This is a genomic window from Desulfobacter postgatei 2ac9 (genome assembly GCF_000233695.2).
GTDB classification, from domain to species: domain Bacteria; phylum Desulfobacterota; class Desulfobacteria; order Desulfobacterales; family Desulfobacteraceae; genus Desulfobacter; species Desulfobacter postgatei.
The window spans coordinates 428,539-455,054 of the sequence record NZ_CM001488.1; the positions used below are offsets into that span (position 1 = coordinate 428,539).

Annotated in this window: 22 protein-coding genes and 1 tRNA gene; 10 read left to right on the forward strand and 13 right to left on the reverse strand. The window is 49.1% G+C overall.

Translation table 11 applies throughout. From position 1 onward, the window contains the following. Positions 1-38 precede the first annotated feature (38 nt). The 6 genes from DESPODRAFT_RS02045 to DESPODRAFT_RS02070 all read right to left on the reverse strand — a co-directional run bounded on the left by DESPODRAFT_RS02045 (position 39) and on the right by DESPODRAFT_RS02070 (position 8,001). On the reverse strand, positions 39-566 hold the full coding sequence (locus tag DESPODRAFT_RS02045) for a single-stranded DNA-binding protein (RefSeq protein ID WP_004070994.1): 528 nt from the start codon (positions 564-566) through the stop codon (positions 39-41). A gap of 20 nt (positions 567-586) precedes the next feature. Beyond that, a complete protein-coding gene (gene gyrB / locus DESPODRAFT_RS02050; protein WP_004070996.1) occupies positions 587-3,001 on the reverse strand; it encodes a DNA topoisomerase (ATP-hydrolyzing) subunit B in 2,415 nt (804 codons plus the stop codon). Then, positions 2,998-4,119, reverse strand: a complete 1,122-nt coding sequence (gene dnaN, locus DESPODRAFT_RS02055; RefSeq protein WP_004070998.1) for a DNA polymerase III subunit beta — start codon at positions 4,117-4,119, stop codon at positions 2,998-3,000. Before dnaN ends, gyrB begins: the two co-directional genes overlap by 4 nt. Positions 4,120-4,260: 141 nt before the next feature. After that, entirely contained in the window at positions 4,261-5,088 is an 828-nt protein-coding gene (locus DESPODRAFT_RS02060; RefSeq protein ID WP_004071000.1) for an EFR1 family ferrodoxin, read from the reverse strand. Positions 5,089-5,113: 25 nt separating this feature from the next. After that, positions 5,114-5,860 (reverse strand): anaerobic ribonucleoside-triphosphate reductase activating protein, encoded by a 747-nt coding sequence (locus DESPODRAFT_RS02065; protein WP_004071002.1) that lies wholly within the window; start codon positions 5,858-5,860, stop codon positions 5,114-5,116. Between the two features lie 20 nt (positions 5,861-5,880). After that, positions 5,881-8,001, reverse strand: coding sequence for a ribonucleoside triphosphate reductase (locus DESPODRAFT_RS02070; protein WP_004071004.1), 2,121 nt, complete (start codon positions 7,999-8,001; stop codon positions 5,881-5,883). A gap of 158 nt (positions 8,002-8,159) precedes the next feature. On the opposite strand from DESPODRAFT_RS02070, the gene DESPODRAFT_RS02075 reads away from it, so the two are divergent. Then, a complete protein-coding gene (locus DESPODRAFT_RS02075; protein ID WP_004071006.1) occupies positions 8,160-8,408 on the forward strand; it encodes a hypothetical protein in 249 nt (82 codons plus the stop codon). A 1-nt stretch (position 8,409) separates the two neighbouring features. Here the strand turns inward: DESPODRAFT_RS02075 and DESPODRAFT_RS02080 are convergent, their stop codons facing one another. Continuing rightward, positions 8,410-8,985 carry an NUDIX hydrolase gene (locus DESPODRAFT_RS02080; RefSeq protein ID WP_004071008.1) on the reverse strand — a complete coding sequence of 192 codons (576 nt, stop codon included), beginning with the start codon at positions 8,983-8,985 and terminating at the stop codon, positions 8,410-8,412. A gap of 171 nt (positions 8,986-9,156) precedes the next feature. On the opposite strand from DESPODRAFT_RS02080, the gene htpG reads away from it, so the two are divergent. From htpG to DESPODRAFT_RS02110, 6 genes are all read left to right on the forward strand, one after another. Beyond that, entirely contained in the window at positions 9,157-11,079 is a 1,923-nt protein-coding gene (gene htpG, locus DESPODRAFT_RS02085) for a molecular chaperone HtpG (protein ID WP_004071011.1), read from the forward strand. Continuing rightward, positions 11,076-12,407 carry a 30S ribosomal protein S12 methylthiotransferase RimO gene (gene rimO / locus DESPODRAFT_RS02090; protein ID WP_004071013.1) on the forward strand — a complete coding sequence of 444 codons (1,332 nt, stop codon included), beginning with the start codon at positions 11,076-11,078 and terminating at the stop codon, positions 12,405-12,407. The genes htpG and rimO overlap by 4 nt, the downstream gene beginning before the upstream one ends. Further along, the gene (locus DESPODRAFT_RS02095; protein WP_004071014.1) at positions 12,404-13,387 is read left to right on the forward strand and encodes a polyprenyl synthetase family protein; all 984 of its coding nucleotides are present in this window, start codon (positions 12,404-12,406) and stop codon (positions 13,385-13,387) included. Before rimO ends, DESPODRAFT_RS02095 begins: the two co-directional genes overlap by 4 nt. A gap of 2 nt (positions 13,388-13,389) precedes the next feature. Then, complete coding sequence (locus tag DESPODRAFT_RS02100; protein WP_157488391.1) at positions 13,390-14,703, forward strand: hypothetical protein; 1,314 nt, start codon at positions 13,390-13,392, stop codon at positions 14,701-14,703. A 54-nt stretch (positions 14,704-14,757) separates the two neighbouring features. Next, positions 14,758-14,833 (forward strand) — tRNA-Val (locus DESPODRAFT_RS02105). Between the two features lie 209 nt (positions 14,834-15,042). Beyond that, positions 15,043-15,876, forward strand: coding sequence for an SH3 domain-containing protein (locus tag DESPODRAFT_RS02110; RefSeq protein ID WP_004071018.1), 834 nt, complete (start codon positions 15,043-15,045; stop codon positions 15,874-15,876). Here DESPODRAFT_RS02110 and DESPODRAFT_RS02115 read toward each other — a convergent pair. The 5 genes from DESPODRAFT_RS02115 to surE all read right to left on the reverse strand — a co-directional run bounded on the left by DESPODRAFT_RS02115 (position 15,873) and on the right by surE (position 21,754). Continuing rightward, positions 15,873-17,450 carry a diguanylate cyclase gene (locus tag DESPODRAFT_RS02115; protein WP_245531994.1) on the reverse strand — a complete coding sequence of 526 codons (1,578 nt, stop codon included), beginning with the start codon at positions 17,448-17,450 and terminating at the stop codon, positions 15,873-15,875. The genes DESPODRAFT_RS02110 and DESPODRAFT_RS02115 overlap by 4 nt on opposite strands. A gap of 554 nt (positions 17,451-18,004) precedes the next feature. Continuing rightward, entirely contained in the window at positions 18,005-18,826 is an 822-nt protein-coding gene (locus DESPODRAFT_RS02120; protein WP_004071022.1) for a hypothetical protein, read from the reverse strand. A 74-nt stretch (positions 18,827-18,900) separates the two neighbouring features. Next, positions 18,901-19,797, reverse strand: a complete 897-nt coding sequence (locus tag DESPODRAFT_RS02125) for a DUF4438 domain-containing protein (RefSeq protein ID WP_004071024.1) — start codon at positions 19,795-19,797, stop codon at positions 18,901-18,903. A gap of 10 nt (positions 19,798-19,807) precedes the next feature. Next, on the reverse strand, positions 19,808-21,004 hold the full coding sequence (locus tag DESPODRAFT_RS02130; protein WP_004071026.1) for an MFS transporter: 1,197 nt from the start codon (positions 21,002-21,004) through the stop codon (positions 19,808-19,810). Then, the gene (gene surE / locus DESPODRAFT_RS02135) at positions 21,005-21,754 is read right to left on the reverse strand and encodes a 5'/3'-nucleotidase SurE (RefSeq protein ID WP_004071028.1); all 750 of its coding nucleotides are present in this window, start codon (positions 21,752-21,754) and stop codon (positions 21,005-21,007) included. Between the two features lie 169 nt (positions 21,755-21,923). On the opposite strand from surE, the gene DESPODRAFT_RS02140 reads away from it, so the two are divergent. Beyond that, positions 21,924-22,544: a TetR/AcrR family transcriptional regulator gene (locus DESPODRAFT_RS02140; protein ID WP_004071030.1), complete on the forward strand. Its 621-nt coding sequence runs from the start codon at positions 21,924-21,926 to the stop codon at positions 22,542-22,544. Between the two features lie 60 nt (positions 22,545-22,604). On the opposite strand, the gene DESPODRAFT_RS02145 is transcribed toward DESPODRAFT_RS02140, so the two are convergent. Continuing rightward, a complete protein-coding gene (locus tag DESPODRAFT_RS02145; RefSeq protein WP_004071032.1) occupies positions 22,605-23,813 on the reverse strand; it encodes a M24 family metallopeptidase in 1,209 nt (402 codons plus the stop codon). 334 nt (positions 23,814-24,147) lie between these two features. Between DESPODRAFT_RS02145 and DESPODRAFT_RS02150 the strand changes: the two genes are divergently transcribed. Further along, positions 24,148-25,962 carry a thiamine pyrophosphate-dependent enzyme gene (locus DESPODRAFT_RS02150; RefSeq protein ID WP_004071034.1) on the forward strand — a complete coding sequence of 605 codons (1,815 nt, stop codon included), beginning with the start codon at positions 24,148-24,150 and terminating at the stop codon, positions 25,960-25,962. 5 nt (positions 25,963-25,967) lie between these two features. Further along, positions 25,968-26,516, forward strand: coding sequence for a 2-oxoacid:acceptor oxidoreductase family protein (locus DESPODRAFT_RS02155; RefSeq protein ID WP_004071036.1), 549 nt, complete (start codon positions 25,968-25,970; stop codon positions 26,514-26,516).

The window sequence follows — 26,516 nt, forward strand, 5'->3', positions numbered from 1 at the left end:
AGTACCGGCGGGACGCGTTCTCAATATGATAAAAATCGTTAAAACGGAATATCATCGTCCGGAACGGATTGGTCATACCCCTCTGGCGTGCCGGGCTGGGCAGGTCCCTGGAAATTATCTGAATTGGGCGCAGGTCGGTTTGGGGTATATCCACCACGACCGCCGGAATTCGGTTGATTCTGATATCCGCCTCTCTGGTAATCTGATTCCCCTGGACCGGACTGGCCGCCGCCATCCCTGCTGCCTAGAAACATAAAGTTTGAAACGACAATTTCCGTGGTGTAGTGTGTCTGGCCATCTTTTTCCCAGTTTCGGGTCTGCAGCCGCCCTTCAATATAAACCTGTTTTCCCTTGGACAGGTATTTTTCACAGGTTTCAGCCTGTTTGCCGAATACCACAATCCTGTGCCATTCTGTTTTATCCTGGCGCTCCCCCGTGTTTTTGTCGGTCCAGGTTTCAGTGGTGGCCAGTGAAAAATTTACCACTGCCAGTCCCTGCTGGGTATACCTGATTTCAGGGTCTTTTCCCAAATTACCGATGAGGATGACTTTGTTTAAACCTGCCATATTCAACTCTCCTTCACTATTTAATAATCTAAGGAAGAGACTTCCAGCGCATGCTTCTGGATAAAATTGCGCCGGGGTTCCACCTCTTCTCCCATGAGCAGGGTAAATATCTCGTCTGCTTTTTCCGCATCTTCAATATCCACCCTGAGCATAATCCGTTTTTCCGGATTCATGGTTGTTTCCCACAACTGGTCTGCATTCATCTCACCCAGACCTTTGTAGCGCTGTATATTGATCCCCTTTTTGGCTTCGGCCATCAGAAATTCGTACAGACCCTGTAAATCTTCAAGGATATTTACTGTTTTTGCATCAGCCGCCTTCGAGGAAAGGGAAAAGGGCGGACGGTTCAGGCCTTGTATTTTTTCATAAGCCTGGCGCATTTTCTGGTAGTCGTTAGTGCCAAGGATTTCCCTTCCCACACGCAGCAGCTTTGTCTGTCCTGCGTTATCCAGAATATCCATTTCATAGATATTTCGTTCCTCGTCAAATTCGATATCCCGGGGCGTATATCCTTTGTCCTTCAAGGTCATGGAGAGGGCCTCAAGGTTGCTTTTTTCTTCCAGGAAGCGTTTTGAACTGACCCCTTCCGTGATCAGGGTAAACAGAAGATCCGTATCAAAGTCGCGTTTGTGGAGCTGGTTCATGCTGTTGTAGTAGTCTGTCATGTTCAGCAAAAATGCATAGAATTCATCTTCGGTCAGGGGCGTGTCCTGGTCGTTGATCACGATCTGTTTCTGGGATGAAATTCTGCGGATCAGGTAATCGGCGTATTCATTTTCATTTTTCAGGTATACGCCGGTTTTCCTTGATCCCACCCTGAAAAGCGGGGGCTGGGCAATATACAGATAGCCCTTTGATATCAGATCCGGCATCTGGCGGTAAAAAAAGGTGAGAAGCAGGGTCCGGATATGGGAGCCGTCCACGTCCGCATCCGTCATGATAACTACCTTATGATAGCGGATTTTTTCTATGTTGTACTCTTCCCTGCCCGCGCCTGTGCCCAGAACCGTAATGATATTTTTTATCTCGTCACTTCTGAGAATTTTGTCGAACCGGGCCTTTTCCACATTCAGGATTTTACCTTTCAACGGAAGGATGGCCTGGAATCTGCGGTCCCGGCCCTGTTTGGCAGAGCCGCCTGCAGAGTCGCCCTCCACAAGGAAGAGTTCACGCTCTGCAGGATCGGCAAACTGGCATTCGGCAAGTTTGCCGGGCAATGTGGAGTCAAGCAATGTTCCCTTTTTATGGGCAAGCTCCCTGGCCCGTTTGGCCGCATCCCTGGCCCGTGCCGCATCCACACCCTTGGCGATGATCTTTTTGGCTACATTGGGATTTTCTTCCAGGAACTGGCCCAGTTTTTCATTGAGCAGCGATTCAACAATGCCCTTGACCTCATTGTTGCCCAGTTTTGTTTTGGTCTGGCCTTCAAACTGGGGCTCCATAAGCTTGACCGAGATGATGACGGCCAACCCCTCTCTCATGTCATCCCCGCTGATCTTGATGCTCTGCATGTTTTTGGGCAGAGTGGCGTTGCCTGAGATATAGGCATTCACCGTACGGGTCAGGGCACCTTTAAACCCGGATACATGGGCTCCGCCCTCAATGGTCCTGATATTGTTGGCAAAAGAGTACAGTTTCTCCTTAAAGGTGTCATTGTACTGGATGGCCACCTCTATCTGGACATCGTTTTTATCCCCTTCAATGTGGATGGGATCGTGCAAGGGCGTACAGGACCGGTTCAGATATTCCACAAAGGAGACGATTCCGCCTTCATAATAAAACTCATCCTTCTGGGCGGATCGCTCGTCTTCTATGACGATTTTGATCCCTTTGTTCAAAAAAGCCAGTTCCCGCATACGCCGGGACAAGGTGTCATAGCTGAACTCATTTTGGTTCATAATGGTGAAATCCGGGGAAAACGTGATCCTGGTTCCCTGTTTTTCCGTATCGCCTATGACTTCAAGTTCAGTGCGTTTGTGCCCTTTGGAATAGGTCTGGTTGTATATTTTGCCGTTTTTGAACACCTCCATGATCAGACGTTCGGACAAGGCATTGACAACGGAGATACCGACACCGTGAAGGCCGCCGGAAACTTTATAGGCACCTTTATCAAATTTTCCGCCGGCATGCAGTTTGGTCATGACCACCTCGCAGGCCGGTATGTGTTCGGTTTCGTGTATTTCAACCGGGATACCCCGGCCGTTGTCCTCCACGCTCACCGACATATCTTCGTGGATGGTGACAAGAACCGTATCACAATATCCTGCCATGGCCTCATCAATACAATTGTCCACCACCTCATATACCAGATGGTGCAGGCCTTCGAGATCCACGTTGCCGATGTACATGGACGGTCTTTTCCGGACAGCTTCAAGGCCTTCTAAAACTTTGATGGCGCCTGCGCCGTAATCTTTACTTCCTTGGTTTTTATTCATGATATATGTATGGACATTATTACGCAGATAAGGTTATTGTTTTTCATGCTTTTAACGATGCAGGGGCTTTTGCTGTCTTTGATGTTCAATGTCACAATTTCGTCTTCGAACAGATTGAGGGCGTCCATGAAGTACCTCGGGTTAAATGCGCTTTTGATCTCTTCTCCTGAAAAACCAACCATGAGCTGTTCTTTTGACTCGCCGATCTCAGGGTTTGTGATGGTAACGGTCAGGTTATTTTCCGTGAAGTTGAATATAACGCTTTTATAATCTTCCGAGGTAAGGATGGATACCCGTTTCATCAGTGTTAGAAACATTGCCCGGTCAACTTCAATGGGAATCATCTCCTCGAAATTCATGACAAGCCTGTAGTCCGGATAGTCACCTTCGAGTAGTTTGATCATGATGGATTCATTGGCCCGCTGGGACACGAAATGATTGTCCTTGGCGCCTACGTTGATGGTTTCAATGTCAGAATCAATGAATTTTCCAAGTTCGACCAGCCCTTTTTTGGGGATGATTACCCGGGAACTTCCCAGATCAAGATCTCCGGTAAACGGCGCATCAAAACAGTGAAGCCTTCTTGAATCCGTTGAAACGATCCGCAGCACTTCCTCTCCGTCGACCACGGCTTTTTCAATCAGGGAACCCAGGACATAGGTCCTTTTTTCATCGCTCAGGTATCCCACCACAGAAGATACGGCCACCATCTTTTTCAGGTCTTTGGCTGCAATTTGTATGAAGTTGACGTTTTCAATCACAGGGGTTTCAGGAAAGTTTTCATAATCCGAGGAGACAATATGGTAAACACTGTCCCCGGATCCTATTTCAACCCACCGGTTTTCAACCTCATTGATGCTGATATTTTCATTGGGATATTCTCTGATGATTTCAAAGAATTTTTTTGAGTTGATAGACAGAAGCCCCGGGGTGTCGACTTGCGCCTCATAGGTGCCGGTGAAAACCGTTTCAAGGTCATTGGCCGTTATAGTTATCTTTGATTCAACCGCCTTGATCAAAATATCTGAGGTGATTTTTAAATTTGTTTTTCTGCCGGTTATACCCTGAATTTTTGCCAGAACTTCCAGGATATCCTTTTTATTGAAGGAAAATTTCATTTAGAATCCTTTTTTTATCATCTGTTAAACCCGCTAAGTCTATAATAAACTGTCTGAGTTATCAAGAGAAATGGCAGCGACGGTACGCCTTGATACTCTGCGTTACGGGCCTGTTCAGGATGGTGGCGGCAGATAAAAAATTCAGGGTTCTGCGGCAAAAAAGACCTGGGCCGGTTTGGGGGTTGAACAGGTTTCGTTCAGCCACCTGGCCTTATCTTTGATGGGGCCGTCCTTCATCAACCGTGCCTGTTCCGGACATGCCTTGATGCAGGCGCAGCATAGAATACAGTCTGCCGCAATGGTGGCAAACCCGTTTTCCGGATCAATGGCTTTTGACGGACAAACCGTGGCACAGGTCCCGCAGTTTGTGCATGCATCCGTCACCTCAATGAAGTCCGGGGCACCCTTGCCCATGCCCTCTTTGTACGGAAAAGTTCCCGGTACCTTTAAGGCTGCAATTTTCTTTAAATCCTTGGTCTTTTTTAGCAGCTTTCCGGTATTGTTGCCAAAGTCTTCGGCCTGTTTCAGGTCGTTTTCATCCGGCCGGTTCATGGCAATGGGAATATCTGTGCTTGCAAAAGAGTGTTCGCCGATAAAGGCCGCCCCGGAAACCGGGATAAATCCGCATACCGACGCGATATCCTTAAGTTCCAGCAAAGCGTCATCATATTCCCTGTTACCGTATACCACGGTGAGTATGGCCGGGGTGTTGGAAGCCGTCAGGTTTTTAAAAAAATTCGCGGCATCCGCGGGTACGCGGCCGGCATACACCGGCGCTCCAAGGAGCACGATATCATTGTGATCAAAGGGCGCAAGCACGGTGCTTCGACTCTCCGGACGGGTGAAATTGACGGCGGTTATTTCGGACCCACTGATTTCCAGACTCCGGGCAAGACCCTGGGTTATGGCCCTAAGAACCGTTTCGGTTGTTTTGGTGGGGCTGAAATATATAAGGGTGATTTTTTTCATACCTGAAACCTCCATATCTTGTGTTCTATCGTATCCTGGTATTTTCCACAAAAGGTAAAACGGCGCTCTTCAATGCCGCCATATCATCGGCGTTTAGAAAATGATCATCCACGGCGGCAAAATTCGGATCCAGCAAATTCACGTTGCGGGAGCAGGGCTGGAGTACATAGGATGCTGCCCCCCGGATCATCCTGCCGATATTTTTCATGATATCAGGCGTGACAAACGGCTTTGCGCAAGTGGTCCTGAATTCATAGGCCGGCGCTTTTGCCATGATCAGTGAAATACTTTCCATGACCCGATCCAGGTGTCCGGGGTTTTTCATTACCATGGGATAGTGGTCTATATCTGTTTTAATATCCATGGCCAGATAATCCAAAAGCCCCAGGTCAAAAAGCGCGTCTATGATCCTGGGGGCCGTGCCGTTGGTATCCAGCTTGACTTTATATCCCATCTGTCTGACCGTTTGGATAAAATCCGTCAGGTCCGCTTGAAGGGTGGGTTCTCCGCCGGTAATAACAATCCCTTCAATCATGCCTTTGCGTTTATCGAGAAATTCAAAAATTTTTTTTTGATCCGTACTCTCGGATCGGTTCAAGTTTAATTGATTCAAACCCGAACTGCCGCTCCCGCAGGGACCGGCAGTTCGGGCAGCAAGCTCCGGATTATGACAATAGGGGCAGGTGAAGTTACACCCCCGGGTAAACAGTACACAGGCTATGGTTCCCGGAAAATCAATCAGGGAGTTTTTTTGAAATCCGCCAATATCCATGGGCAACCCTTTCCGAACGGTTATGATGCCATCTTTGCCGCCGTCTTCTGGGCGGTATAGGTCTTGCGCATGTTAAATTCCGTCTGCTTGCCGTTGTTCCACTGGCTTACCGGTCGCAGATAACCCACCACCCTGGAGTATATTTCCGTATCGGCATTGCAGATTTCGCATTTGGCATGTTCCCCTGAGATATAGCCGTGGGAGGGGCAGACACTGAAGGTAGGTGTCAGGGTGAAGTAGGGTAGACGGAAGGTGTTGGACACTTTGGATACCATGTGTTTGACCGCCTCAATGTCTGAGACCTCCTCACCCAGGAACAGGTGCTGAACCGTACCGCCGGTGTATTTGGTCTGCAGTTCGTCCTGAAGTTCCAGTGCCTCAAACAAGTCGTCCGTATAGTTTACCGGCAGGTGAGTGGAGTTGGTGTAGAAGGGGTCTGAGCCGTTTTTGAACTCCTCTTCATTGGCACATATAATGTGTTTGAATTTCTTTTTATCCAGTTTGGCAAACCGGTAGGTGGTGCCTTCGGCAGGGGTTGCTTCCAGGTTGAATATTTCACCGGTACTTTCCTGCAGGCTTTCGATTTTGCTTCGGATATGATCCATGGCCTTGATGGCAAAGGCCTGTCCCCGGGGTGTGGCAATGCCGTAGTCCGTGCCCAGGAAATTCAGGCAGGCTTCGTTCATGCCGAGAACGCCGATGGTGGAAAAGTGATTGCGCCAGTAAACGCCTGTATTTTCCTTAATTTTTCTCAAATAGAATTTTGAATAGGGGTACAGATCGCCTTCGGTGAACTTTTCAAGAATTTTGCGTTTGATGCCCAATGATTTTGCGCTGATGTCAATCAGTTTATCCATGCGGCTGAAAAAATCAGCTTCATCCTGGGCAAGGAGCCCGATCCTCGGCAGATTCAAGGTGACAACCCCGATGGAACCGGTCAGCGGATTTGCACCGAAAAGTCCACCGCCACGCTTGCGCAGCTCCCGGTTGTCCAGCCGGAGCCGGCAGCACATGGAGCGCGCATCTTCGGGGTCCATGTCGGAATTGACAAAGTTGGAAAAATAGGGGATTCCGTATTTGCCCGTCATTTTCCAGATGTTTTTCAATTTGGGATTGGCCCAGTTAAAATCTGCAGTAATGTTGTAGGTGGGAATCGGAAATGTGAATACCCGGCCCTTGGCATCGCCGTCCATCATCACTTCTGCAAAGGCGGAATTGATCATGTCCATCTCATCCTGGAATGCGGCATAGGTCTCTTTCTGGTATTTTCCGCCAATAATGACAGGGGTGTCCTTGAGCATGGCAGGCACTTTCAGATCCATGGTGATATTGGTGAAAGGCGTCTGAAAGCCTACCCGGGTGGGAATATTGATATTGAAAACAAATTCCTGCAACGCCTGTTTGACCTCTTTGTATTCAAGGTCGTCATACCGGACAAAGGGGGCCAGCAAGGTATCGAAATTGGACATGGCCTGGGCCCCTGCCGCTTCTCCCTGCAAGGTATAGAAAAAGTTGACGACCTGGCCCAGGGCGCTTCTGAAATGTTTGGGCGGGGAGGATTCCACCTTGCCGGCCACGCCTTTGAATCCTTCAAGGAGCAGGTCCTGCAGATCCCACCCCACACAGTATACGGACAGAAGGCTTAAATCATGGATATGGATATCTCCGCTATAATGGGCATCCCGGATGGCCGGGGGATAGATTTTATTGAGCCAGTATTCGGCGGTGATATCCGATGAGATATAGTTGTTCAGTCCCTGGAGGGAGTAACTCATGTTTGAGTTTTCCCGGACCTTCCAGTCCATGCGGCTGATGTAAGATTCCATGAGCCCGACATTCTCATTGATGGCGATTTTCCGGATCTGGTTGTGCTGCTCCCGGTAGATAATGTATGCTTTGGCTGTTTTATAAAATGGGGAATCCAGCAGTACCCGCTCCACAATATCCTGGATCTCCTCCACCTCGGGAATGGGACCCAGTTGAAGTTCCCGGGCAAGGGTCAGTACCCGCATGGTCATTTTTTTGGCATCCCTGCCGTTGAATTCTTTGGTCGCTTCACCCGCTTTGATCAAAGCATTTGTTATTTTAGAAGAATCAAACGCAGCTACCCGTCCGTCTCTTTTTTTGATTTGTTCAAACATCTGACTACCTCTTGAAATCTGATTGATATTCGCATACTCTGATGAGAATGCAGTCGGGGAGACCCGGTCTGCAAACCAAATCTAACGCAATATATAGTTGAGTGTCAAGAAGAAAATACTATATGTTGTGTTTTTAACACGAATAAAATAAGGGTGCCATGCAGCTTGACCAGAATCCGTTTTTTAGAAAAACCATAACGCCCTGGTATGATTCTAATTTCGCCTGTTGGGTGCTGATTTGCTCCATGGTTCTGGTTTTTTGTTTTGCCGTGAGTGGGGTGATCGTGGCCGGTGACGACCCTAAGCTTGTCCGCCATATATGGTTTCCGTTGATGCTGACCGGACTTTCCGGTTTTCTGGTTATTAAAGTTTATGTACGGTTGAATATCAGGAGCAACAACGAGTAAATTATCCTGATATGTCTCCGACCACCTCTAAAAGATGATGAACAATTTTGGCCGTAACCCCCCATATTACCACATCCTTATATGGATAGGTCAGCTCCATAACACCGGGGTTGTGACCGGCATAGCCTTTTTCACGGTGGGTCTGCCAGAGCGTTTCAAACGGAATTTCAAGCACCATTGAAATTTCTTCGGTATCAAAAACGAGGTCATCTTTCCGGTTCCAGACACCTGTAAATGCCTGGATGTCCCGGTTTTTCACGGTCTGAAAATGGCCCAGCGATCCGATATACTGCACATTATCAGAAACAATGCCTGTTTCTTCGTAAAGTTCACGAAAGGCCGCCTGCCTGGCCGAAGCGTCTGTTTTGTCCACGTGTCCGCCGGGAAAAGCCATCTGGTTGCGCCAGACATATCCCTCCCGGTCCGCTTTCCGGATAAACAGCAGGGCAGGTTCCCGGCTGAAAAGAAAGAGCGCCATTACGGTTGTGGGCTTAAACAGCGCAGGATCCGGGGGCGGCGGGTGGGCGGCCGAGGAAATGGCGGAATGAATTTTTTCAATATATGAGGAGGTGTTCATGAACTATCCTTTTAAACAATGTCCATTAGTCAAATTTACAATCTTAATCTGCCCTTGTCAAACCGGGGCTTTTTGAATTTTAACCCGTTATCTTGACAATTGGTTTTTTGCGACAATTATTATTAAAAATTTAATTTTAATTGTTAAACTGTTAAGTCCTTAGGAGATATAATGGCAGAAAAAAAAACCAGACAATTTAAAACCGAAGTCCAGCAGCTTTTGCATCTGATTATCCACTCTCTTTATTCCAATCAGGAGATTTTTATCCGGGAGTTGATTTCAAACGCCTCGGATGCCATTGACAAGGCCAGGTTCAAGGCACAGACAGAACCGGATCTGTTTTCAGATGACAATGATTACCATATCCGCCTGGCTGCGGATAAGGAAGCCAAGACCTTCACCATTACGGATAACGGTATCGGCATGACCTTTGACGAGGTCAATGACAATATCGGCACCATCGCCCAATCCGGCACCGCCGCCTTTATGGAAGCCCTGGAAAAATCAAAAAATGAAACAGGCCTCTCCCCGGAACTCATTGGCCAGTTTGGCGTGGGCTTTTATTCTGCGTTTATCGTGGCAGACAAGGTGCGTCTGGACACCAAAGCCCCGGGCCAGGAAAAGGGTGTACGGTGGGAATCCGACGGCAAGGGCGAATATACCCTTGAAGAGATTGACAAGGAAAAACGGGGTACGCAGATTACCTTATTCCTCAAAGATCCGGAAGAGGGAGAGCAGGATTTCACCGAAGAGTACACCATCCGCCACATTGTTAAAAAGCATTCCGATTTTGTCACCTATCCCATCATCATGAACGTGGAGACCAGCGAGCCTATTCCTGAAAATGAGATCATCAGGGATAAAGACGGCAAGCCCATCGGGGAGACATATCGGAAAGTCAAAAAAGACGAGACCTTGAACTCCATGAAAGCCATCTGGGCCAAATCCAAGGACGATGTTACCGAGGATGAACACAAGGAGTTTTATAAGCACATTTCCCATAACTGGGATGACCCCTGTGAAATTATTCACAAAAAGTTTGAAGGGGTGACCGAATATGATGTGCTTATGTATCTTCCCTCCAAGGCCCCCTTTGATCTGTTCCGGGCGGAACGTAAACACGGCATGCAGCTTTACTGCAAACGGGTGTTCATCATGGATGACTGCAAGGAGCTTTTGCCCGAGTACTTGGGATTTGTCCAGGGCGTTGTCGATGCTCCGGATTTGAATCTTAATGTCAGCCGAGAGATTCTGCAGGAAGACCGCCTAGTCAGAAATATCCGCAAGAACCTGGTTAAACAGATTTTTTCCGTGCTTGAAGGCATGGAAGATGAAAAATATATTCAATTCTACGAGGAGTTCGGCCAGGCACTTAAGGCCGGTATCCCCACGGATTATGACAACAAGGAACGGCTGGCATCGTTGCTGCGTTACAAAACCACCAAGTCCGGCGATAAATATGTAACCCTTGACCAGTACATTGAGAATATGAAAGAGGACCAGAAAGAGATTTACTATATCACAGGTGAAAATCTGGCCTCCCTTCTCAATTCCCCTTTGCTTGAGGCGCTCAAGGCAAAGGACTACGAAGTCCTTCTCATGGTGGACCCCATTGATGAATGGGTGACCCAGTCCCTGCCCGAATACAAGGAGAAGAAACTGAAAAGCGCTGAAAAAGGCGATCTTGACCTGGAGAAGGTGGATGACGAAAAGAAAAACGAGTATTCAGCACTGCTCTCTTTTCTTAAAGGCAAGCTGGAAAGCAAGGTCAAGGATGTGGTGGTCTCCAAACGGCTCAAGAACTCTATCTCCTGTCTGGCAGGCGACGAGTGGGCCATGAGCGCTTACATGCAGAAAATTCTGAAAGCCTCGGGTCAGAAAGCCCCGGATCAGAAACGCGCTTTGGAGGTCAATGTCAATCATCCGGTTATGGAAAAGATCAAGTCCGTATTTGAATCCGATACGACCAATCCGGTGCTTACGGACTATTGTGATCTGCTTTATGATATTGCCGTGATTTCCGAAGGCGGCAAGCTTGATAATCCGTCACGATTTTCCGCCCTTGTAGGAGATCTCATGGCAAAATCTATATGAAAATTTATCTTGAAAGCCTGGGTTGTTCCAGAAACCAGGTGGACAGTGAGATTATGCTTGGCCGGTTGGTCGCCGCCGGCCATCAGATGATAACCGATCCGGCCCAGGCTGACGCCATTATTGTTAATACCTGCGGGTTTATTTCAACCGCTTCCCAGGAGGCGGTTGATGTTATTTTGGAGATGGCGGAATTTAAAACCACCGGTTCGTGCCGGCGGCTGGTCGTCACCGGCTGTCTTGTTCAGCGATATAAGGATGACCCGGATCTTTTGGACAGTCTGCCGGAGGTGGATGCTTTTTTAGGCACCGCAGCCTGTGACCATATCGTAAAAGCCGTGGAAAATACCGACAAGATGCCGTTTACCCTGTTTCCGGAGCCCGACGCCCGGCAGGTAGACACCCCTGTGCAGGCCCGGGAGCTTCTTAATGAAAAAATCGCTTACATCAAAGTGTCCGAAGGATGCAGCCGCCACTGTACCTATTGCATTATTCCCACGCTGCGGGGACGCCAGCGTTCCCGGCCTATAGAGCTGATCTGCAGGGAGGCTTCTGCCCTTCTGGATAAGGGGGTTAAGGAGATCATTCTCACAGCGGAAAACACTACCGATTACGGCCTGGATCTGGCTGGCCCGGCCTTTCATACGGTTCTTGAAAAAACTTCAAAAAAGATGGCTCAAAAAGATCCGTCCGCCTGGCTTCGATTCCTATATACCCATCCGCATACCCTTGATGAACGGGTCATTGAAGCAGTGCAACGCCATGCCAACATCTGTTCATACTATGATGTGCCCATCCAGCATGCCCATGATGAGGTCCTAAAACGCATGGGCCGACCCTATACCGGGCAGGATCTTATCCGGCTTTTTTCCGATATCCGTCGCCTCGATCCGGACGCCGCGTTAAGGACCACCATAATTGTCGGATTTCCCGGAGAAACAGATCAGCAGTTCAAGGACCTTTTGGCGTTTATACAGGAGGTCGAATTTGATTTTCTGGGTGTTTTCACCTATTCAGACTCCCAAGATCTGCCCGCCCACAAGTTAAGCGGTCATATCCCTGAAGATGTGGCGGAATTGCGGCACGACACCATTATGGCAGCCCAGGCCAAGATTTCCGAAAAACGCAATGCCCGGCATGTGGGCCGTGTGTATCCGGTTCTTGTGGAAGAAAATCCAGAAGACGGGGTATACATCGGCAGAACCCCGTTCCAGGCCCCGGAAGTGGACGGGGTGACATTTATTTATTCAGATGGACTGGACACAGGTAGTCTGGTTCAGGTAAAAATAACCGATGCATTTGAATATGATATTGCCGGGGAGATGGTGTGAAAAAAAATATAAAAAAAGAGATTCTTGCACTGGCAGGCCCTGACCTTTTGCTGGTGGAGCAGGCCCTTGAAGCGAATTTGACCCCTAATCTGGATTTGGTCAGGCAGGTGGCAGGTCATCTGCTGTTTGCCGGCGGCAAACGGCTGCGGCCCCTGCTTATGATTCATGCGGCCCGCATGTGCGGGTTTCAGACCGGACAGGAAATCGAGTTTTCCACCATTTTTGAGTATCTTCATGCCGCCACCCTGCTCCATGATGATGTGGTGGACGGCTCTGATACACGCCGGGGTAAACCATGCGCCCACACCCTGTGGGATGCGGCAACCGTGGTGCTCACAGGCGATTTTCTTCTGGCCACAGCGCTTGTGATTGCCGCAAAAACAAAATCACCCCGGGTCATTGAAGTGATCGCTCAAATTACAGCCGATATGTCCCAGGGCGAAATCCTCCAGATGGAAAAAAAGGGCAATCCGGACCTCTCAGAAGAGGAGTACAATGAAATTATAGAATGCAAGACAGCCGTTCTGATCCAGGGGGCCTGTCGAACGGGTGCCATTGTGGCCGGAGTGGATGAAAATCAGGAAACCGCCCTTAAAAATTATGGCTGGCACCTGGGCATGGCCTTTCAGATGGCCGACGACCTGCTGGACTATACCGCCACAGCCGACCAGCTGGGCAAAAACCCCGGGGCAGATATGCGCGAAGGCAAGCTGACGTTGCCCCTGATTTACAGCCTTGAAAAGGCCGATGCCCTGGAACGCGAATGGATCCTGGCCGCCATGGCCCGGCCGCAGTTTGATCAGGAAGAATTTGAAAGTCTTAAAACGCGTCTGATTCGTCTGGGCGGCATTGAATATATAAACAAGCGCGCCCTTGCCCATGTGCAGTCAGCCAGGGCGGCTCTGGATATTTTTCCTCAATCCCCCTCAAAATATTTGCTGGAGCTGATTGCGGATTATTCCATCCTCAGAAAGGTATGATCATGGTCCTTCAATTACGATTTTTATTGGTCTCATTTGTCGTTGCTGTTTTTTGTTTTCCCCTGCCCGGGGTAATGGCTGCCCGGGAGGATAGTCTCCATATCACCATCGGACAGCATAAAATAAACGGCCAGGATACTTCAGATGCTCAAAAGGCCGCAGTGAGAGATGCCCTGGAAAAGGCTGTTCAAATTGCATTCGTCTCTGTGGTTTCCGAGCAGAAATTGGGCGAAAATCTTGACGTTCTTTATGACCGGCTTCTTGCCCATACCATGGATTTTGTCTCCACTTACCGGGTCATCAACGGCATGGCTCACAATGGGGCATATCTTGTGGGCGTAGAATCAAAGATAAGCCTGGAACTAATGGAAAAACGTTTGCGTGATGCCGGAGTATTCAACCAGGTTCAAAACAACCCAAAGGTTCTTTTGCTCATTGCAGAACAGGGGCCTGAAGATACGCAACCCCGGTGCTGGTGGTGGCAGCCGGAAGGTAACCCCGCAGCCTCCGTTGCGGAAAAAAGCCTGAAAGTCGTATTTGAGCAGGCTCGTATCCCTTTGGTGGTGGCCGGAAACAATTATCCCGACCCCGCTGCTTATAATATCGTATTTTCTGCCATGGGTGATCAGACTGCTGCCATGGCCCTGGGGCAGGCCCTTAAGGCCGATATGGTTGTCCTTGGCCTGGCATCAGCCCGGGAGTCCGCTAATCGAATGGGCAATGAAAAAACCTTTGAGGCAGGTGTTGCTTTTACGGTGCTGGATACGGCTTCCCGGAAAGAGGTGATCCATGAAACCTCCACGGCCGCAGCCAAAAGCACAGATACCCGGGGCGCAGACCAGGCACTTGCCCAGGCATCAGAGAGCGCCGGGCAGGCCTTGAGGGAAAAAATTGAAGGGTTTTGGGCCCAGAACATGAAAGAGGGAAAAACCTTTGATCTTTATGTGGAAGGGGATAATTTTCTGACTCGATTTATTGCCCTGAAACGTCAGCTCAAAGACATCCGGGAGATTGAAGATATTTCGCCACGGGAGCTTGGATCTTCCCATGCCATTATGGAGGTCACCTACCAAGGAACGCCAGCGCAGTTTGCCAATGCCGTGATGCTGAGAACCTTTGAAGAATTCGGTGTTGAGGTGTCAATGGTCTTGGATGATGCGGTTAAGATAAGATTTGTGGCTTCCCCAAAAAACAACCCGGCCTCCGAGCCCTCCCAAGATGATCCAAAAGTTATTGTCCCGCAGCCGGACACCTTTTCCCAGGGATCAGCCAAAACGACCGGCCAGGAAAATGTTCAGGAAAGACTGCAGGAATAGCGTCAATATTCTTGACATAATTTCAAGGGTCTGTTAAAAGTCATATATGTTTAATGGCGCGTAACTCAGTTGGTAGAGTGCTACCTCGACACGGTAGAAGTCAGCGGTTCAAGTCCGCTCGTGCCAACCATAAAAAGATTAAGCACTTACGGAAAACCCATAAGTGCTTTTTAATTTTTGTTGCCGCTTTGTTTCAATTCGAACGTGATTGTTGTTTTTTACTTCTCAGGGATTTTTGTACGTTTGTTGATAAGAAGCAATCTCTTGTCCTATGATACCTGACAATTCAATGTATTGAGCAGTTTAATCTATATCAAATTACGGAATCACAATAAGCATATGATTCAAAAGACACTCAGCGCTGGTGGTAAGGTCATGCCGTTCCAATACATTACAAGAGTGGCCGCCGGCCTGTTGGTGCTGCTTTTTTTTTCATCCTGTACAGTGGAAAAGCCCGTAGCGGTGGTCGATGATCCGCGGAGTCGTCAATTAGAGAAAGAAAATATAGAGAAAGAAAATACGGTTGTCGATGATTCGCGGATTCGTCAAATAGAGAAAGAAAATGCGGAGCTGACCTGCAAGTTGGCTGAGCAGAAACGGCTTTCAAAAAAATTACAGCAAAGATTGCTCACAAGGCATAAAGAAACCGATACCTGCCGGCAGGCGAACGAAAAATTGATCAAAGAACTCTCGCAAAGCAAGGCTGAGCTGGCGACCCGGGGCAGCAAACTGGAAGCGGCCACCCTTATTGCCGAGGCGACGGCCGTCATCAGCACTGTGGAACAAAAACCCTTGAATAAGTCCCAGAAAATTGTTCGGGAAAGAGCATTAGAAAACCTTAAAGAGAGTAAACAGGAACTGGCAAATGGAAACTATGAAAATGCGGCCTACTTGTCCAGAGAAGCGATGGCGCAGGCAAAAAGCATTGATATAGGTGAAGACAGCAGCACCGCTGATATGCCGGAAAAGGAAATATTTTTTCTAACGCCCTTGCAGATGAAATTGTTTACAGCCGGGAATCTCCGGAAAGGCCCGTCTATTAAGGCGGGTGTCAAAAAAGTACTTCAAGAAGGACGCAGTGTTACTGTTGTCGGCCATAAACAGGATTGGGTGAAAGTCAAATTGGCAGAGACTGACGAGACCGGCTGGATCCATCTCTCCCTTCTTTATTAAGGGCTCAGATATTTTCCCGCCTCTGCCGCGTCCCTTTGTTGGTCGTCATCAGCCTGGTAAACAACCCGGTTTCGTCCCTCATTCTTGGCACGGTAGAGCGCCATATCAGCTCGCTTGACGACTTTTTGCTCATCCCCGTCCTGTTTCTGGATTCTGCCGATACCAACGGAAATGTGGACTTGGATTTCCTGATCTTCATGAATAAATTTATGGCTTGCAACGGCTTTTCGGATACGTTCTGCCGCCTGGATGGATTCATCCATTCCGGACTCTGCAAGGATCACGAGAAACTCCTCTCCGCCGTACCGACCGGCAGAGTCGACATTACGCAGATTTTCATCAAAGAGTTCCGCCACCTGTTTTAATACCGTGTCTCCGGCCTGGTGTCCGTATGTATCATTAACATCTTTAAAATGATCCACGTCAATCATTAATACGGAAAATCCTGTTTTATACCGGCGATAATATTTGTAGTGATCACGCAGGATACTCATCACCTGTTTTCTGTTATTCAAACCCGTCAGAGGATCAATTGTCGCCAGTTGCTCCAGTTTTGTCTGGCTGAGCTTGAGTTTGGCCACCATTTCATTGAAAACGGTTGTTGCAAACCCAATTTCATCGTTGCGGTATACTGGAAGCCGGACATCCAGATCACCTTCGGCCACCCGTTCAGCCCCTCTGGTTAAAACCGACAGCGGCACCATGATCTGCCTGCTCAGCAGATAAGCCACAATACCCATCAGAACAGTAAAACAGCAGAGAATAATAATATTTCGATGACGGGCGTTGATCAGTCCGGAGAAAGCCTTTTCATAATTCTCGGTAATAAAAAGTCCCCATTCAAGTTCTCGAAACGGGACGACCAGCCCCATTAAGCGTTCACCCCTGCCGTTGACATATTCACGAAGCTTTTGGCTGTCATCAGACGGTGCCAGAGAGATTTCATTGAGCACTTTTTTGGCCCCCCTGCCGAACAGAAATTGCCGACCTGTTTTTATATCCACAAGGGCTTCATAGGTCCAGTCTCCGGAGTCTCGAAACTTCGCCGGATCCAATAAAGGCAGTAATCCCGTGAGTCTGACTTCAATCGCCAGCAATGTTTCGTATTCATAAAGTTGATCCAGAAAAAAGGGAACACCGATCAGGATAAGGGGCGACTTGTCCCTTGAATCAATATAGGCGTTTCCCTTGAACCATTGTTTGTCTGAAATCTGTTCGATGCAATCATTGGGAAAGGGAAACGGCCGCGCCCGGCCGCCGCTTTCAGAGGCGGCGATAACAGAGCCGGTCTTGGAAAGAACAAAAATCCGGACATAATTTTTAAATTGATGCTGCAGTGTACTGAGATAGGTTTCAAGTATTTTGATATGTTGGCGCCGTTTTTTATTGTCATCCGCCTTTTTTTCAGGCGTGTTAAGATAAGCCGTAACGGTTTCCGATACAATTGACGCATTGGAAAACACGGTTAGATCATAAACCCGCTTTTTCAGCCATAGGGAAATTTCCCGTTCCATGATCTGTGCAGAGTCTGCAAACTTTTGCTTAACCTTTTCCTCCAGCGTGGTTTGCAGCATGTTCTGGAGTAAAAGCCCCATTGACAGGGACGGTATGGCCGTAATCAATACCGCAAAAATAAAAATTCGGTTCCTGATACTAAATAGATATCTGTTTTTATTTTTCTGTTTGCCCATAGATCACTAAGGATTAAACTTCTTTCAAAAGTTAATAATAATTGATTCAATACTGTTTTTGATTTTTCTTTATACTCAAGTGCAGGTGGAGATGATAAAATTGCTTTTAATTTCTTTTATAATAAAGTTATGAGTATTGAGTAGTGAGATTTAAAACAAGCTGTTTTCTCAATACTCAATACTCACATCTTTTATTGTTTGTTGTGTCCGTCAAGACATGGCCGTTATAAGAAAGCCTGGGTAAGTTACTCAGATCTTTCAAGCTTTGTTGTGGGCTATGCCTGGCAGTTGATATGTCACTTCAGCCCATGGCTGTTATACAATGTCATTTTCAATGAAGGCAACCAGATTTTTAGATCGTTCCTGTGGCGGGAGCCCTCTGGAACCTTGACGGTGCAGGAAACACACCGATTTTTTTTACCTCTTAGACGGGCTTGTCACTTTTTCATAAAAGCAAACACGGCCATGAGCACACCTATCAGGGAGCTTATAAAAACCATGGCCCGGATCTCCTCTGCCCCAAGTTTTCGGACTGCCGGATATTTTGCTGCCATGGCGCTCAGAAAAACAATGACAATAAAAGGCAGGGCGGGCAGGTACAGGTTCATCGATCTTGCCGCCATAATGGAGAGAACCAGACCGATACCTGCCACGGGGAAAAATACCCGGGACGTGTTTTTCGCCTGTTTTGATCCGGCAAGGCTGAATATATTGTCGCTTATGCCGAATCGCCGCGCGCCTGCCGACAATAAGGCTACCACGACCCAGTCGGTGATGCCGAACACAGGCAAAAAATAATCATTGCCGGGCATGGGCATTTTGACCAGGAAAAAATCCACCACAGGCACCGGGCCTGTCATGCCTTCCCGGTAATATCCGGAAATATTTTCTGCAAACTTGCGGGTGGGGCCCATAAAGACACTGAACATGTCGGACAGGGCCACGGCAAATCCAATGGGAATAAACTCAGCGGGGCGCTTTAGCGGGATGGCCAGCCAGTGGCCTGCCACACAGGCGAAAAGCACCAGGGTCGCCGTGGACAGGACCGTAATGAAATTGCTTTTCAGACCTGCCTGGACGGGCAGGTAAAGAATTACCAAGATCAGTGTCAAAGCCCCCATCCAGGACAGACGCCGGACCGTGTCCGTACCGATGGCCGGTTCAATTCGTGTTTGATAAATCCGGGTCATCCAGGCCAGACAAGCAATGAGCCCCACAATGATAATATAATCAAATCCGGCCCGGGCCGTTTCAGGCAATATCCGGTCCAGTGCCTGGAATCCAAGCGTTCCCAGGCCCCAGACCAGGTATATGCTGATTACAGCCTTAATCGCTATTCGTATCCGCCGGCCGCACTGCCGATCCCCAGAAGATCGGCGATGTTGGCAGACGGATCAATTTTAGGTTCAATCTGGGGGGTTGCACAGGTTAAAAGCGTGGATACCCCGGGTCCATGACCGGCCAGCAGACAGTCGGAGTGGACCACAATGCCGATGGTGACCGCGCCCTGGACATAGGCCCTGCCATAGGCGTTGTCATGGTCCATCAGGGCCACAAAATCCCCGAATCGGATTTTATCCAGGTTGTATTTTTTTACGGTCTCGGGATCTGAAGTCATGATATCATAATCACCTGCCCCCACATGGGCACGTCCAACACCTGATCCCATGCAGGGCGCAGGTACAATGGTGGTCACGGCCACCTGGAGGATACCTGCATCGGTTTCAACAATATTCATTTTTTCCAGCAGGCCGGGGTCCAGGTTGAACAGTTTAATTTCAGGATAGTCGGTCAGGGCCAGGCCCTGGCCTTTGGCCCGGATCAGGATTTTGTCCTCATAGCTCATTTTTTCTTTGATTTTGCGGGGGAATTCCACAATCACATGTTCGGAGCCCCCGTGGTGGCCGATGACCACACCGGTTTCTCCCTGGGCTTCTCCGGAAATGATTTTAGCCTGGTTGCCCACGCACGAGAAAAGCTGGAGGGTGTTGTTGGGAAAATCATTGGGGTTTTCCATATTGGCCGTGCAGGATACCCCGGGTTCGATATGGTCGCCGGCAAGTCCGAATGCCGGGTCCCCAACCTGAACATTGAGGGTGATGCCGCCGATGCCGGGCAGCAGAAAGGGATTTCCTTTATGGTCCACTTTCCAGCCGGCTCCTGCCCGGGGCATGCCGGGTTTGCAGGCCAGGAACAGTTCAACCACTTTATCTTTATTTGTTTTTAACATGATATGCACCTCATTTTTTTAATTTAATCAGAAAGGGGATTGCCGTAAAACCTGCCAGGGCGGATATGATAAACATCATGTTCAGGCCGAATGCGTCTGCAATGGCCCCTGCCGCCACAACAGCTATGGATCTTACGGCAAAGGAGAGCATCATGAAAAGCCCATTGGCGGCTGCGGGACTTTCCTTGGCATTCTCCTGGATCAGAGCCAGCATCACAGGGGTGGTTGACAATACGGTGAACCCTGTTATCAAAAGTGAAAGTATCTGGATTACCCCCGTGGTTAGGGCAAACAATAAGATGGTCACAGGGGCTACGGCCAAGGCCCAGAACAGCACTCTCCTTCGCCCCAGACGGTCGGACAGGATACCTGCGGACAGGATGCCTGCAACGCCTGTGGCCTCATACAGGGTCAGTGCCGTGCCCCCCAGCCACAACGAACCTGTGGCCTGTTCGACATACACCGTTAAAAACATGCCCATGGACCCGTGCATCATGGCCCGGGCTGAAAGAATGCCCGCCAGGGGATTGAGTACATGCCGGATCTCTTTGTAGGACTGGGTTAAAGATCCCCGACGCTTTGCTTTTACCGCTTCCTGTGAGGGTTCCAGGATTATGAACAACAGCACGGAGGTGGCCAGGGCCAGGGCCAGGACAAAATGGAACCGGGCCAGCCCCAGGTAAGATACCGCCGCAACGGCAAGGATGGGCCCCATTGTTCTTGCAAACTCTCCGCCGGTCATGAAAAAACTCATGCCCCGGCCTTTGAATTTGCCCGAATACCTTGCCACCGTCACCGGGGCAGGGACATGGAACAGGGATACCGAGATGCCGGCCACAAAGACCAGGATCAGCAGCATGCCATAGGACGGGGCAATGCCGATGAGGCTCATGGGAATGGCGGTCAGGGTCGGGGCCAGAATCACCAGCCACCGGGCAAGCCCTTTGTTGTCTGCAAACAGACCAATGAACGGGTTGGCCAGGGATGGGATCTGCATCACCGTGGATAAAAGACCTGCCTGGCTCAGGGTGATGGAAAGCTTTTCAATGATCAGGGGTAGCAGGGGTGCCAGGAAGCTTGTGTAAATATCATGGACAAAATGGGCAAATGCAATGGTGGTGACCCTGGATGTTTGAAATTCAGATGCTTGACGTTCGGATGCTTGAAATTCGGACGCCTTGGCCGAATGTTTATCTGGTATTGTCATTTAAAAATCAGCCTTTGCAACCAGATCCATGGCTGCATGGGCAGTCATGTTGCACTGCAGCGGTGTGATGGATATAAAATTTTTAAGCAATGCACTGTCATCTGACCCTTCACATGGCTCATTCGGCGCCATGCCGGCGTACCAGTAATATGTCAGGTCCCTGGGATTTCGGCGGCGGTCAAATACATTAATCAGGTTGTTATCTGCCTGGGAGGTTACCTTTGTGCCGGCGATCCGGTCAAATGAAACGGCCGGAGCATTGATGTTCAGGAAAATCCCCGGAGGAAGATTCAGGGCCATGGCTTTCTCCAGAATGGAAGCTGTATAGCTTGCCATGCCGTGAAAGTCCATCTCATCACCGTACTGGATGGATACGGCAATGGCGCGAATTCCGTTGATGGCCGCTTCCCGGGCCGCGCCTACGGTACCGGAGTAGTTGATGTTTAATCCGGTGTTGGACCCGGCATTGATTCCTGAAATTACAAGGTCCGGTGTCTGGTCACAGATATCAAACAGGGCCAGTTTTACACAGTCGGCCGGGTTGCCGGCAACCGCATGCCCAAAGTCGTTGTGTCCCAGGCGCACTTTCTGGTGTTTCAGCGGCGTGTGCAGGGTGATGCCATGACCCACGGCGCTTTTCTCCCTGTCCGGGGCTGCCAGGGTCACCTCATGGTCTGATTTTAATGCATTGAATAAGGCCCGAATGCCCGGGGCCTGGTATCCGTCGTCGTTTGTCACTAATATTTTCATAGCTTGTTTTGTTCCTGTTGACGAATTTGTGTATCTAAAAAAAATGACGCTTGTGTTGATAAAACATAAAAGAGGAGGCTTCTGCAATAAAAATTGACAAAAAAAAGCAGTACCCTTATATATTATAAATTGATTAGCATATAAACAATAAAAACAGGCAGAATAATTTATGGGAAGAAAAAGCATATCTCATATCAGAAAACCTGAAATACTGAGGCATACCTACAAGGTTGTGGAAGAAGAAGGCTTCAAGGGTATGACCATCGGTAAAATCGCAAAGCGAATGGGCGTCAATTCAGGTCTGCTTATTCATTATTTTAAGAGCAAGGAAGGCCTGATCATGGAAATGGTAGATTTCCTTTATGAAACTTCCATGAACAATTACCTCAAGGAGTTGGAGGCGCTCACCAGCTCCAAGGAACGCATGGAGACCCTTCTGGGAATTCTTTTTGACGCCAGCGGCACCTGGCCCCAGCGGGATGCTGTGTTCTGGTCCTGCTATGCCATGGGATTCCGGGATGAGAACATCAGGGAAAGAATCCGGGACATGATGCTTAAATTCATTGAATTCGGGATTGAAGAGATCGCGGGCTGGGAAGAGACCGGGCTAGCCAGTGTAGAAAATAAAAAAAGAGCTTCCGCCAAAATTTTTGCCCTGTCAGAGGGCTTCGGTATTGTGAAAAATTCACTGGACGATCCGGAGCTTATTAAGGAGGTTGCCGACTTTTTTAAAAATACGACCTTGAAAATTTTAAATTGCAAATCAGCACTAAATCAAGAACAGCCCTGAATACCGCCTTGCTTTGCTGTTCCCGGCAAAGCTGTTTTACATCTTTTTCAACTTCGTTTCTTAAACCATGAATACCTTGTTGGGTATTGTGCTCAGAAAACGGCTGCCGGTTTCCGTTATCTGGATCACGCTTTCTATGCCTGCGGCGAACCGGTCCTTAAAAATAAATTTCGGCTCCACGGCAAACACCATTCCCGGTTCAAGCAGTGTACTCCGACCCTTTGAAATAATGGGGTCTTCGACCAGTTCGAGACCAATGCCATGTCCTATAAATTTGGATTTTAATCCGGGAAAGCCTAGGAATTGTTCCCCATATCCAAACCTGTCCGCCATGGTCACGGCGATCTGAAAGATCGTCTTCATGGCAACACCGGGTTTCATGGCTTCCTTGACATGGAAAAGAATGTCAATGGCTGCCCGGCTTGCACCATCGGCCCGGCGGTCCATTTTTCCGGTCACAAACATCCGGGATTCATCCATGTGATAGCCAAATGCCATGGTGCCGAAATCAATGAGTACGGGGTCATTTTTTTCAATCACCCGGGTGCCGGCACCAAAGGGGAAGGCGGTGTACATACCGGTGCCGCATACCGGAGAATCCAGTGCACCTGACTGCCCCCCGCTTGCACCGCCCATGATGTGGAAGGTAAACCCGACGGATCTGTAATGGCGTACCTGTAGGCGGCCCGAGTGCCCCTGGGTCCTGGCAAAGGCCTCAATGCGTCCGGCCAGATCTGTTTCCCGGATGCCGGGTTCAAGGTTTTCGGCTATAAAGTCAAATACCCGGCTGGATATTTTTGCCACATCCTGCATGATGCCGATTTCATATTCTGACTTTATTGCCCTGCAGGAGATGATCAGGGGCGAGGCATCCTGCCAGGTACAGCCAAAAAACAAAGACTGATAAAACCTGAAATCCCTGACCGGGACAAGGTCAAAGGCGATGCCCATGGTTTTGGCAAAACCACCGTGGCTGTCCTGGATAATCTGGGGGATTTCCGTGACTGAAAAAACCTGGATAATCTGGGTCAACGGACTTTCGGCAACCGCTCTGGGAAGGTATTTTTTTACGAATAAAATGGGCTCATGTTCGAGGGTCACGTATAGCCAGGCATCCTGGGCTGAACCGCTGAAGTAGTAATAATCCGGTCTGTGGGTCAGAAATACACCGTCCACACCGGCCTGGGCCATCTTCTCTTTCAGGGTTTGTATCCGCTGGCTGATTTCTGTTGCAGGGGTCAGATCCAGAGGCAAAAGCTTATCTATCATTTTTTTTCACGATTCTTTTTGTTTATACTTAAAGTCACTCGTTTATTTTATCAATATATTTGGAATTTAATAAAGTATAATCCTTAATTTTTAAATTGTAAGGGTCCACCCTATATGTTGCGCAGCCTAAAATCGGGAACCTAAGCTTCGATAGACACGTTGTGTATAGGACCAACCCTTACTTTTCATCAGGCTTGATGGTCAGGGCCTGGTCATAAGATCGGTCACGAGGTGCCCGTTCGGAAAGTTTTTTAAATTGATTTTTATCTGATTTTTTGGCATGTTGCTGTGCGCAGAAACACAAAATAAAACTATTTGAGGTTAAATATAATAAATGAATACAAAACGACTAATGCTGGGAAACGAGGCTTTGGCCTATGGGCTGCTGAAAAACGGTTGCCAGATGGCCTGCGCCTACCCCGGCACCCCGTCTTCGGAAATTCTGTCCGCCGTTGTTTCCCTGAAAAAAGAGATGAAGCTTGATATTCACGCCCAGTGGGCAGTGAATGAAAAAGTGGCATTTGAAACCGCTTACGCAGGGGCCCAGGCAGGGCTTCGAACCGCGGTTGCCATGAAACAGGTGGGACTGAACGTGGCTGCCGACCCATTGATGAGTTCCGTATACTTAGGCGTGAAAGGTGGTTTTCTGGTGATCAGTGCCGATGATCCCGGCCCCCACTCATCCCAGACCGAACAGGATTCACGCTTAATGGCGGTCATGGCCAAACTGCCGGTGCTGGATCCGGACTCCCCGGTCCAGGCTGCGGAACTTGCCGGTATCGCCTTTGACTTGTCCGAAGCCTTTGAGATTCCGGTGATGCTGCGGCCCACGACCCGGGTGTGCCATTCCCGCCAGAGTATGGATGTGGAAAAAATTGAAATGACGCTGCGTCAGGCAGCCTTTGAAAAAAATCCGGGCAGATGGGCGGCAACACCAAAATTTCGGCTCCAGCTCCACAAGGAACTGGAGGCCAAACTGGCCAAAATTGCACACTACGAACCCACCCGCCCCCGGCTGGTGTCCGGCTCGGCCAAAGGTCGTGGACAGGCCATTGTCGTAGCTGGTGTGGCGGCGGCCAATGCCCGGGACATTATTAAAGAAAGAAATATGGATATTCCTCTCTACCAAGTCGTTCAGCCTTTCCCCCTTCACACGGATTTTATCCATGAGATGGACGGCTACGATGAAATTCTGGTGCTGGAAGAGACCTGGGGCGTCATTGAAATGCAGCTGGCAGATAAAAATCGGGTGAAGGGGAAAAATACGGGCTTTATCTCTCCGGCTGGCGAACTATTGCCGGAAAATGTGGAAGAACGGATCTGCGCCTTTGTGGGTGTAGATTACCAGGCGCCGCAAATCACCATGCTGCCCGGGCGGCGTCCGACCCTGTGCGCAGGCTGCCCCCACCGTGCCAGCTTCTTTGCCATTAAAAAGGCCGCGCCCAAGGGGATCTTCACCAGCGACATCGGATGCTACACCCTGGGCTGCAATCTCGGGGCCGTGGACACGGTTACCTGTATGGGGGCAGGTATCAGCCAGGCTGCCGGTTTCACCATTGCCTATGCCAAAAACGAGAAACAACCGCCGGTTTTTTCCACCATTGGCGACTCCACATTTTTCCATTCCGGTATTCCCGGATTGATTGAAACCGTCACCAAAAAAATTCCTTATGTCCTGGTGATTCTGGACAACCGGACCACGGCCATGACCGGCCACCAGCCAACACCGGCCTCGGGCAGGGACGCATCAGGAGATCCCTGCATTGCCGTAAATATCCCTGCCATTGTCAAAGGCTGCGGGGTAAATTTCATTAAAACTGCAGACCCATATGATCTGCCGGCATTTATCGATATTCTCAAAGAGGCAAACGCATATTGCAAAGAAAACGGTCCGGCCGTGGTGATTGCCGAACACCCGTGCCTGCTTAACTTGGACAGGGCTGAACTCAAAGCATCCTTTAAACGAGTAATCGTAAATAGGGATGTCTGTGACGGCTGCGGATATTGCATAAGCCAGTTTGAATGCCCGGCCCTAAACATGGACAAAGAGACTGAACAGATCTGCATTGACCCCGGCCTTTGCACCGGATGCGCGGTTTGTTCATTTGTCTGCCCCAAGGGCGCACTTGTCCTTGAAAATCAGGAGTAAATATCATGTTAAATAATCAGCAGATTATCATTTCAGGTCTGGGCGGGCAGGGTGTTCTTTTTATTACAAAACTGCTGGCCGGCGCTGCCATGGCCGACAATCTTCCCGTACTCACCTCGGAAACCCACGGTATGGCCCAAAGGGGTGGAAATGTAATTTCCTATCTTAAAATCGGTGATTTCTCAGGACCGCTGATCCGACCTGCCACTGCCGATGCGCTGATTGCCCTGAAAGCCGAAAGTTTTGCCCACCATTCCTATTTTCTCAAACCCGGGGGGTTGGCCGTGGTGAACAGCCCGGATCCTGTTGAAGATGACAGGTACAGGGTGTTTTGTGGAAATGCCACTGCCCTGGCTGAAGAGGCCGGCAATGTACGCAGCGAAAATGTAGCCATGCTGGGATTTTTCATGGGTGCCATCAAAGATGACACCCATCTGTTCAACCCGGACACTCTTGCGCGAATGATCAAGGAGAAATTCCAGGCAAAACCAGCAGTGGCGACAACTGTACTAAGCCTGCTTGAGGCAGGCATGCAACTATATCAAAAAAGGTAA